Annotated in this window: 11 protein-coding genes, 1 tRNA gene and 1 rRNA gene; 12 read left to right on the top strand and 1 reads right to left on the bottom strand. The window is 61.7% G+C overall.

The genetic code is table 11. The features are described 5' to 3' along the window. Together rrf and KW821_RS20370 are read left to right on the top strand one after the other, a co-directional pair. Nucleotides 1-89, top strand: a 5S ribosomal RNA gene (gene rrf / locus KW821_RS20375); the annotation flags it as partial. A 105-nt stretch (nt 90-194) separates the two neighbouring features. After that, nucleotides 195-270 (top strand) — tRNA-Thr (locus KW821_RS20370). Between the two features lie 49 nt (nt 271-319). Here KW821_RS20370 and KW821_RS20365 read toward each other — a convergent pair. After that, nucleotides 320-571, bottom strand: coding sequence for a hypothetical protein (locus KW821_RS20365; protein ID WP_218292697.1), 252 nt, complete (start codon nt 569-571; stop codon nt 320-322). Between the two features lie 93 nt (nt 572-664). Between KW821_RS20365 and KW821_RS20360 the strand changes: the two genes are divergently transcribed. The 10 genes from KW821_RS20360 to hemB all read left to right on the top strand — a co-directional run bounded on the left by KW821_RS20360 (nt 665) and on the right by hemB (nt 8,972). Beyond that, nucleotides 665-1,930: a cytosine deaminase gene (locus KW821_RS20360; RefSeq protein WP_218292696.1), complete on the top strand. Its 1,266-nt coding sequence runs from the start codon at nt 665-667 to the stop codon at nt 1,928-1,930. Between the two features lie 82 nt (nt 1,931-2,012). Continuing rightward, nucleotides 2,013-2,390 (top strand): fluoride efflux transporter CrcB, encoded by a 378-nt coding sequence (gene crcB, locus KW821_RS20355; RefSeq protein WP_042651805.1) that lies wholly within the window; start codon nt 2,013-2,015, stop codon nt 2,388-2,390. Between the two features lie 65 nt (nt 2,391-2,455). Continuing rightward, on the top strand, nt 2,456-3,208 hold the full coding sequence (gene ubiE, locus KW821_RS20350) for a bifunctional demethylmenaquinone methyltransferase/2-methoxy-6-polyprenyl-1,4-benzoquinol methylase UbiE (RefSeq protein ID WP_218292695.1): 753 nt from the start codon (nt 2,456-2,458) through the stop codon (nt 3,206-3,208). 8 nt (nt 3,209-3,216) lie between these two features. Further along, nucleotides 3,217-3,825 carry an SCP2 domain-containing protein gene (locus KW821_RS20345; protein ID WP_218292694.1) on the top strand — a complete coding sequence of 203 codons (609 nt, stop codon included), beginning with the start codon at nt 3,217-3,219 and terminating at the stop codon, nt 3,823-3,825. Continuing rightward, a complete protein-coding gene (gene ubiB, locus KW821_RS20340; RefSeq protein WP_218292693.1) occupies nt 3,825-5,465 on the top strand; it encodes a ubiquinone biosynthesis regulatory protein kinase UbiB in 1,641 nt (546 codons plus the stop codon). The genes KW821_RS20345 and ubiB overlap by 1 nt, the downstream gene beginning before the upstream one ends. Nucleotides 5,466-5,586: 121 nt before the next feature. Next, nucleotides 5,587-5,838, top strand: a complete 252-nt coding sequence (gene tatA / locus KW821_RS20335) for a Sec-independent protein translocase subunit TatA (RefSeq protein WP_218292692.1) — start codon at nt 5,587-5,589, stop codon at nt 5,836-5,838. A 3-nt stretch (nt 5,839-5,841) separates the two neighbouring features. Then, entirely contained in the window at nt 5,842-6,300 is a 459-nt protein-coding gene (gene tatB, locus KW821_RS20330; protein ID WP_218292691.1) for a Sec-independent protein translocase protein TatB, read from the top strand. Continuing rightward, on the top strand, nt 6,297-7,052 hold the full coding sequence (gene tatC / locus KW821_RS20325; RefSeq protein ID WP_218292690.1) for a twin-arginine translocase subunit TatC: 756 nt from the start codon (nt 6,297-6,299) through the stop codon (nt 7,050-7,052). The genes tatB and tatC overlap by 4 nt, the downstream gene beginning before the upstream one ends. A gap of 111 nt (nt 7,053-7,163) precedes the next feature. Beyond that, the gene (locus KW821_RS20320; protein WP_218292689.1) at nt 7,164-7,949 is read left to right on the top strand and encodes a TatD family hydrolase; all 786 of its coding nucleotides are present in this window, start codon (nt 7,164-7,166) and stop codon (nt 7,947-7,949) included. Between the two features lie 3 nt (nt 7,950-7,952). Continuing rightward, complete coding sequence (hemB, locus tag KW821_RS20315; RefSeq protein WP_042651797.1) at nt 7,953-8,972, top strand: porphobilinogen synthase; 1,020 nt, start codon at nt 7,953-7,955, stop codon at nt 8,970-8,972. Nucleotides 8,973-8,989: the final 17 nt, after the last annotated feature.

The following is an 8,989-nucleotide window of genomic DNA, read 5'->3' as shown; positions in this document are numbered from 1 at the left end:
ACCTGATCCCATGCCGAACTCAGAAGTGAAACGCGGTAGCGCCGATGGTAGTGTGGCATTCGCCATGCGAGAGTAGGACACTGCCAGGCACCCAATTACGGTCACAGCGATGTGATTGGTCGTGCAACGACGTAAGGTTGTTGCAGACAACAGATTTAGATAACGCACACAGTGTGTTCTTTACCGGTTAGTGTGCTGATATGGCTCAGTTGGTAGAGCGCATCCTTGGTAAGGATGAGGTCCCCAGTTCGACTCTGGGTATCAGCACCAGTAAATATTAAAGCCTCCCAATCGGGAGGCTTTTTTGTATTCGCGTTTTTCAGTTTACCGATATCTGCCTGGCATCGAGATAGAAGCGGGCCTGCCCCGACCTTTCTATCTGGATAGCAGCCAGCAGCTTTTCCCCTCGTTTGTACTCCCAACTCCTTTCTATTGAGGTCAGAGGGGGTTTGCGGATACCCAGCGTCTGCAAATACTCGTGAAACAGGCTGGCGCTTCCGATCTCGGTCAATCCTGCTTTCATCCCCATTACTCCCTTATTGTGGCTGTTTATCAATGGTAGCGTTTTCATATGTATTCAATGTGAACGCTTTTCTATTAAATTGAAGCAAGCTAAGTTACGGGTTGAAAAAGGCCGCAGATGCCTAAAATAGGGAAGAAAAACATGCTGATAAAGAAGGTGCGTCTGGCAGGCAGAGACGGGTTGTGGCAGATCCTCTGCCAGGATGGCCAGATCTGGGCCATCGAGCCCATGACGGCGTCACTCTCCTCCGAGTCGGTGCTGGATGGCGAGGAGGGCCTCGCCATCGCGCCCTTTATCGAGCCCCATATTCACCTCGATACCACCCAGACGGCGGGTGAGCCGAGCTGGAATATCTCCGGCACCCTGTTCGAGGGGATAGAGCGCTGGGCCGAGCGCAAGGCGCTGCTGACCCACGAGGATGTGAAACGGCGCGCCATCCAGACGCTGAAATGGCAGATCGCCAACGGAATCCAGTTCGTCCGTACCCATGTGGATGTGTCCGACCCCAACCTGATCGCCCTGAAGGCCATGCTGGAGGTGCGCGAGGAGATGAAGCCCTGGGTCGAACTGCAGATAGTCGCCTTCCCGCAGGAGGGGATCCTCTCCTATCCCAACGGCAAGGCGCTGCTGGAAGAGGCGCTCAGGCTGGGAGCCGATGTGATTGGGGCCATCCCTCACTTCGAGTTCACCCGGGAGTACGGGGTCGAGAGCCTGCATCACATTTTCGAGCTGGCCGACAAGTACCAGGTGCTGGTCGATGTGCATTGCGACGAGATAGACGATGAGCAGTCCCGCTTCATCGAGACCCTGGCCACCCTGGCCTATGAGCGCGGCATGGGCGCCAGGGTCACCGCCAGTCATACCACCGCCATGCACTCCTACAACGGGGCCTACGCCTCCCGCCTGTTCCGCTTGCTGCGGATGGCCGACATCAACTTCGTGGCCAACCCACTGGTGAACATCCACCTGCAGGGGCGGTTCGATACCTACCCCAAACGCCGCGGTGTCACCCGGGTGAAGGAGATGCTGGAGGCGGGCATCAACATCTGCTTCGGCCACGACGATGTGTTCGATCCCTGGTATCCCATGGGGACCGGCAACATGCTGCAGGTGCTGCACATGGGGCTGCATGTTTGCCAGCTAATGGGATACGAGCAGATCAATGACAGCCTGAAGCTGATCGGTGAGCACAGCGCTCGTACCCTCAACGTGCAGGCGCGCTACGGGCTTGAGGTAGGCAAACCCGCCAACCTGCTGATCCTGCCGGCGGAGAACGGCTTCGATGCGGTGCGCCGTCAGGTGCCGGTGCGCTACTCCATCCGCCATGGCAGTATCATCGCCGAGACCCGGCCGGCCAGCACCTCGCTGCACCTGCAGACAGAGGAAGTGGTCGATTTTCGCCGCTAGCCACCCCGGGCCTGATCTCGCCACTATCACCCGGCGAGCGCCTTTTGCATAATGCCAGCCTGACACGACGGAGTCCGTTCCTATGCAAACCTGGTTATTTGTTGCCGTCGGTGGCGCCATCGGTGCCTGCCTGCGGTTCGGCATGACCGAACTGCTCGCGCTGCTGCTCGGTCGCCACTTTCCTTATGGCACCCTGGCGGTCAACGTGATCGGCTCCTTCATCATGGGCATCGCCTTTGCGCTGATCAGTCAGGGCCATGTACTGGAGCATCCGATGAAGCCGCTGCTGATGGTCGGGATCCTGGGGGCGCTGACCACCTTCTCCTCCTTCGCCCTGGATACCGTGGTGCTGGCCCAGCAAGGCGCCTACCTGAAGGCGCTGCTCAACATCGGCCTCAATCTCTTCCTCTGTCTGGCCATGGTCATGCTGGGGATGCAGTTGGTCGCCAGCCGGGTTTAAGGTGTCCGCAGCTCATTGGCTCTGGTAAACTGGCGGCCATTCTTTGCTCTATGGGTGTTTGAGGGATGTCGGAACAGACTACTACTACGCATTTTGGCTATAAAACCGTGGCGGCGACCGAGAAGGAAACTCTGGTGGCTGGCGTCTTCCATTCGGTGGCGGCCAAGTATGATCTGATGAACGATCTGATGTCGTTCGGCATTCACCGCCTGTGGAAGCGCTTCACAATCGACTGCTCAGGCGTGCGCAAAGGTCAGAAAGTGCTGGATCTGGCCGGTGGTACAGGGGATTTGACTGCCAAATTCTCCCGCATCGTCGGTGAAACCGGCCAGGTCGTGCTGGCGGACATCAACGATTCCATGCTCAAGGTGGGCCGCGACAAGCTGCGCAACCTGGGGGTGGCGAACAACGTCTCTTACGTGCAGGCCAACGCCGAGGCACTGCCCTTCCCGGACAACCACTTCGACGTTATCACCATCGGCTTCGGTCTGCGCAACGTCACCGACAAGGACAAGGCGCTCGCCTCTATGTATCGGGTGCTCAAGCCGGGCGGACGCCTGCTGGTGCTGGAGTTCTCCAAGCCGGAGAGCGAGGTGATCGCCAAGCTGTACGATCTCTACTCCTTCAAGCTGTTGCCCAAGATGGGCGAGCTGGTTGCGAACGACGGCGAGAGCTACAAGTACCTGGCGGAATCCATTCGCATGCACCCGGATCAGCAGACCCTGAAGGGCATGATGGAGAACGCCGGCTTCGATCAGGTGGACTTCTACAACCTGACCCAGGGGGTCGTCGCCCTGCACCGTGGATACAAGTTTTAAGGTTGCCTATGCCGATGGATGCCATGGTCACCGCGGTGATCGAAACCAGCCTCAATCAGTTGCTGGGCCTCGACAAGCAGAGCCCGGAGCGGCTGCGCAAGCTGGCGGGCAAGGTGCTCAAGCTGGAACTGCGCGAGTTGAAACCGCTCTGGTTCGTGTTCTCCGACCGGCGGCTGGATGTGCTGGCCGGTTACGAGGGGGAGGCCGATGCCGTGCTGAGCCTGTCGCTGACCGCCCTCGGTCTGCTGAAAGACCCTTCCGCCCTGACCCGCTATATCCGCGAGGAGCGACTCGATCTGAGTGGCGATCCACAGCTGGTGCAGGCGTTCAGCGCCCTGCTGGGAGAGCTCGACATCGACTGGGAAGAGGAACTCTCCCGCTACACCGGCGACGTGCTGGCCCACACCCTGTGCAGTGGGGCCCGTCAGGCGCGCCGCGTGCTGGGTCGTGAGCTGTGCCGCTCCCAGCGCCAGCTGGCCGAGTACCTGACCGAGGAGGCCAGGCTCGCCCCGGGTCCGCTGGAGGTCGCGAGTTTCAACGATGACGTCGAACTGCTGGCCCAGCACCTGAAAGCGGTCGAGTTGCGACTGGCTCGCCTCGAGCAGCGGGTGAGCTGATGACCCCGAAGGAGTTCAAGCGTCTCTACCGCATCGTCAGCATTCTGCTGGAGCAGGGCATCGACGAGCTGGTGCCCGCCCGTTATCAACCCTGGCCAGGACGCCTGCTGCGTCGCAGCCTGTTCTGGCTGAAGAACAAGCAGCCGGATCTGAGCCGTGGCGCCCGCATTCGCCTCGCCTTCGAGGCGCTCGGTCCCATCTTCATCAAGTTTGGCCAGATGCTGTCGACCCGGCGCGATCTGCTGCCGCCGGACATCGCCGAAGAGCTGGCCCTGCTGCAGGACAGGGTTCCCCCCTTCTGTGGTCAGGAGGCCAGGCGCCAGATAGAGGCGAGCCTGGGCTGCACCATCGAGACCCTGTTCGACGATTTCGATGAGACGCCGCTGGCCTCGGCCTCCATCGCCCAGGTGCATACCGGCCGGCTGAAGGAGAATGGCCGCGAGATCGTCATCAAGGTGATCCGGCCCGACATCGAACCCGTCATCGAGGCGGATCTGCGCCTGATGCAGGCGCTGGCCCGTCTGGCGGCCCGTTTCGCGCCCCAGAGTGCGCGACTGCGCCCCATCGAGGTGGTGGAGGAGTATCGCAAGACCATACTCGACGAGCTGAACCTGATGCGCGAAGCCGCCAACGCCATCCAGCTGCGCCGCAACTTCACCGGCTCCGATGCGCTCTATGTGCCCGAGGTGTTCACCGAGCACTGTCGCGAGCAGGTGCTGGTGATGGAACGCATCTATGGCATTCCGGTCTCCGACATCGCGGCGCTGGAGGCCAACGGCACCAACATGAAGCTGCTGGCCGAGCGCGGGGTGGAGGTGTTCTTCACCCAGGTGTTCCGCGACAGCTTCTTCCACGCCGACATGCATCCCGGCAACATCTTCGTCTCCTACGAGCATCCCGACAATCCACTCTGGATCGGCATCGACTGCGGCATAGTCGGCACCCTCAACCGGGAAGACAAGCGCTACCTGGCGGAGAACTTCCTCGCCTTCTTCAATCGGGATTACCGCAAGGTGGCCGAGCTGCACGTGGAGTCGGGCTGGGTGCCTGCCGACACCAAGGTGGACGAGTTCGAGTTTGCCATCCGCACCGTGCTGGAGCCCATCTTCGAGAAGCCGCTGTCCGAGATCTCGTTCGGCCACGTGCTGCTCAACCTGTTCAACACCGCCCGCCGCTTCAATATGCAGGTGCAGCCGCAGCTGGTGCTGCTGCAGAAGACCCTGCTCTATGTAGAAGGGCTGGGACGCCAGCTCTATCCGCAGCTGGATCTGTGGCAGACCGCCAAGCCTTATCTGGAAAGCTGGATGCGCGAGCAGGTGGGACCCAAGGCGGTGCTGAATGCGATCAGGGAGAAGGCGCCGTTCTGGGCGGAGAAGCTGCCGGAGCTGCCGGAGCTGGTCTACGAGACCCTGCGCCAGGCCCGTCATCAGCAACACCATTTCGAGCAGATGTTTGCGGATTTCCGCCGGCACAGCCACCGTCAGGGTCAGGCACGCTACCTCTTAGGGGTTGGAGCCAGCCTACTGTTAGTGGGTGTATTCTTGCTGACCCAGAAACAACATATTGAGTGGGGACAAATAACCCTCGCCGGTGCCGGTGTATGCTGGTTGCTTGGCTGGCTGAAAACCCGTTCCCACTAAACAAAACACGGCGCTTCCCGGTGCCAATCTCGGAGAACTTGCCGGGCTGGTATCGGCATCCTTTCCGTTAATGACGAACAACAAACTTGCGCACCTCGGGCGCCAATCTTGGAGAAATATCATGGGTGGTATCAGTATTTGGCAGTTGTTGATCATCGCAGTCATCGTCGTACTGCTGTTCGGTACCAAGAAGCTGCGTGGGATCGGTGGCGATCTGGGGGCGGCGGTGAAGGGCTTCAAGAAGGCGCTGTCCGATGAACCGGGCACCGAACAGAAGCCCGAGCAGAAGGATGCCGAGTTCCCGACGAAGCAGCTGAACGAGGCGGCCAACAGTGCCGACACCACCAAGCAGAAAGACAAAGATCAGGCCTAAGCCATGTTCGACATCGGTTTTTGGGAGCTGGTCGTCATCGGTGTGGTGGCCCTGGTGGTGCTGGGGCCTGAGCGTCTGCCGGTCGCCATCCGTACGGCATCCCACTGGATCAAGCTCATTCGCAGCACCGCCAACTCGGTGAAGTCCGAGCTGGAGCAGGAGCTCAAGTTGCAAGAGCTGCACAACGATCTGAAGAAGGCTGAGCAGTTGCAGATGAGCAACCTCAGTCCCGAGCTGCAGGAGTCCATCGAGCAGTTGAAGGCGGCCGCCCAGTCGGTGAATCGCCCCTATTCAGCGCAGAACGGGCAGCAGAACGAGATCCGTCCGCCGCAGGCGACCCCGACGCCAGCTCCCGAACCGGTAGCGCAGGCCATCGCCGTCCCTGAACCGGGTGCGGTGGAGACTGAGGTAGCCGCCGTCGCCCAGGATGCCGCCAGAGACAAAGGGGAGGTGAAGCCATGAGTCAGGCCGAACAACCCCTGATCAGCCACCTGGTGGAGCTGAGGACGCGCCTGTTGCGGTCGTTCTCGGCCATCTTGCTGGCGTTCGTCGCGCTCATCTATTTCTCCAACGACATCTACGACTTCGTGGCCAGGCCGCTGCTCAGCCAGCTGCCGGCAGGCACCAGCATGATAGCGACGGATGTGGCGACCCCCTTCATCACGCCGATCAAGCTGACCCTGGTGGTCTCCTTCTTCGTGGCTATCCCCTATCTGCTCTATCAGGCCTGGTCCTTCATCGCCCCCGGTCTGTACCAGCATGAGCGACGGCTGATCATGCCGCTGGTCGCCTCCAGCGCCGTGTTGTTCTATGGCGGCATGGCGTTTGCGTACTACGTGGTGTTCCCGCTGGTGTTCGGTTTCTTCACCAGCACGGCGCCCGCCGGGGTGACGGTGGCGACCGACATCGCCAGCTACCTGGACTTTGTGCTCACCCTGTTCTTCGCGTTCGGGGTGGCGTTCGAGATCCCGGTGGCCACCATACTGCTGTGCTGGACCGGTGTGACCAACCCCAAGAGCCTGCGGGAGAAACGCCCCTACGTCATCGTCGGGGTGTTCGTGGTGGGCATGTTGCTGACCCCGCCGGATGTCTTCTCCCAAACCCTGCTCGCGATCCCCATGTGGGCGCTGTGGGAGATAGGCTTGTTCTTCGCCCGTTTCTACACCAGGAAAGAGGACGAAGAGTCGCAGGAACAGACGGATGAGGGGAGCTGAGGCTCCCTTCCTCTTTTCAGGCTCCGCCCGGAGGCGTATGGTAAGGCCCCAATCGGTAGATGGTTTTCAAATACCTGATATGCCTTCCTTTCATTGGAAATTCATTAGCTCATGATCGACATTGGTCTCAACCTCACCAGCGCCCAGTTTGCCGGCGAACAGGCCGAACTGGTGGCCCGCGCCCGCGCCGCCGGGGTCGAGGCGCTGATCCTGACCGGCACCGATCTGGCGGGCAGCCGGGAGAGTGCCGAGTTGGCCGCCTCTTGGCCGGGTTACTGCTTCTCCACCGCCGGGGTTCATCCCCACGATGCCAAGAGTGTCGATGAGCATACCCTGCCGGTCCTGCGCGAACTGGCGGCACTGCCCCAGGTGGTGGCCATCGGCGAGTGCGGCCTCGACTACAACCGCGACTTCTCCCCCCGTCCGGTACAGGATGCGGTGTTCGACGCCCAGCTCGCGCTGGCCGCCGAGCTGGGGATGCCGGTGTTCCTGCACTGCCGTGATGCCCATGCCCGCTTCGTCGAGATCCTGCGGCCCTGGCTGCCCAAATTGCCGGGGGCCGTGCTGCATTGCTTCACCGGCTCCGACGAGGAGCTGGACGAGTGTCTGGCGCTGGGGCTGCACATAGGGGTGACTGGCTGGCTCTGCGACGAGCGCCGTGGTCAGTTGCTGCGGGAACAGGTGGCGCGCATCCCGGCCGGCCGGCTGATGATCGAGACCGATGCCCCCTATCTGGTGCCGCGGGATCTGACACCCAGACCGAAACGCAACGAACCCGCCTATCTGCCGCACATCGCCAAGGTGGTGGCGGCCTGCCGTGGCGAGGCGCCCGAGGCCTTGCTGGCCCACACCCGGGCCACCTCCGCCGCGTTCTTCCAACTTCCTCTTCAGGAGTGATTCATGGCTACAACTCTTCCTGGCGCCTTTCCGGGTCGCCGTCTGCGCCGGGTGCGCAAACATGATTTCAGCCGTCGTCTGGTGCGTGAGAACGTCCTGACGGCCAACGATCTCATCTATCCCGTGTTCGTGCTGGAGGGGGAGAACCGCCGTGAGGCCGTCACCTCCATGCCCGGGGTGGACCGCCTCTCCATCGATCTGCTGCTGATTGAGGCCGAAGAGCTGGTCGCCCTCGGCGTGCCCGCCATCGCCCTGTTCCCGGTGACCCCGCTGGAGAGCAAGAGCCTGCTGGCGGAAGAGGCCTACAACCCGGACGGCCTGGCCCAGCGTGCGACCCGCGCCCTCAAGGCCCGCTTCCCGGAGCTCGGGGTCATCACTGACGTGGCGCTGGATCCCTTCACCACCCACGGTCAGGACGGCATCATCGATGACGAAGGCTATGTGCTGAACGACATCACCACCGAGATCCTGGTGAAGCAGGCGCTCTCCCATGCCGCCGCCGGGGTCGACATAGTGGCGCCGTCCGACATGATGGATGGCCGCATCGGCGCCATCCGTGCCGCACTGGAGGAGCACGGCTTCATCAACACCCAGATCATGGCCTACTCCGCCAAGTACGCCTCCTGCTACTACGGCCCGTTCCGCGACGCGGTCGGCTCCGCCGGCAACCTCGGCAAGAGCAACAAGGCCACCTACCAGATGGATCCGGCCAACGGCAACGAGGCGCTGCACGAGGTGGCGCTGGATATCCAGGAAGGGGCCGACAGCGTCATGGTCAAGCCGGGTATGCCCTATCTGGACGTGATCCGTCAGGTGAAGGATCAGTTCGGGGTGCCGACCTTCGCCTATCAGGTGAGCGGCGAGTACGCCATGCACATGGCGGCGATCCAGAACGGCTGGCTGAAGGAGAAGGAGTGCATCCTGGAGTCCCTGGTCTGCTTCAAGCGGGCCGGTGCCGACGGCATCCTCACCTACTTCGCCAAGCGGGCCGCCCAGTGGCTGCAGGAAGATGCCCGCCGCTGATCGCGCGGCGCTCTTTC

This window comes from Aeromonas sp. sif2416, from assembly GCF_019218665.1.
Lineage (GTDB): Bacteria > Pseudomonadota > Gammaproteobacteria > Enterobacterales > Aeromonadaceae > Aeromonas > Aeromonas encheleia.
This window is presented reverse-complemented; position numbering and strand designations above follow the sequence as displayed.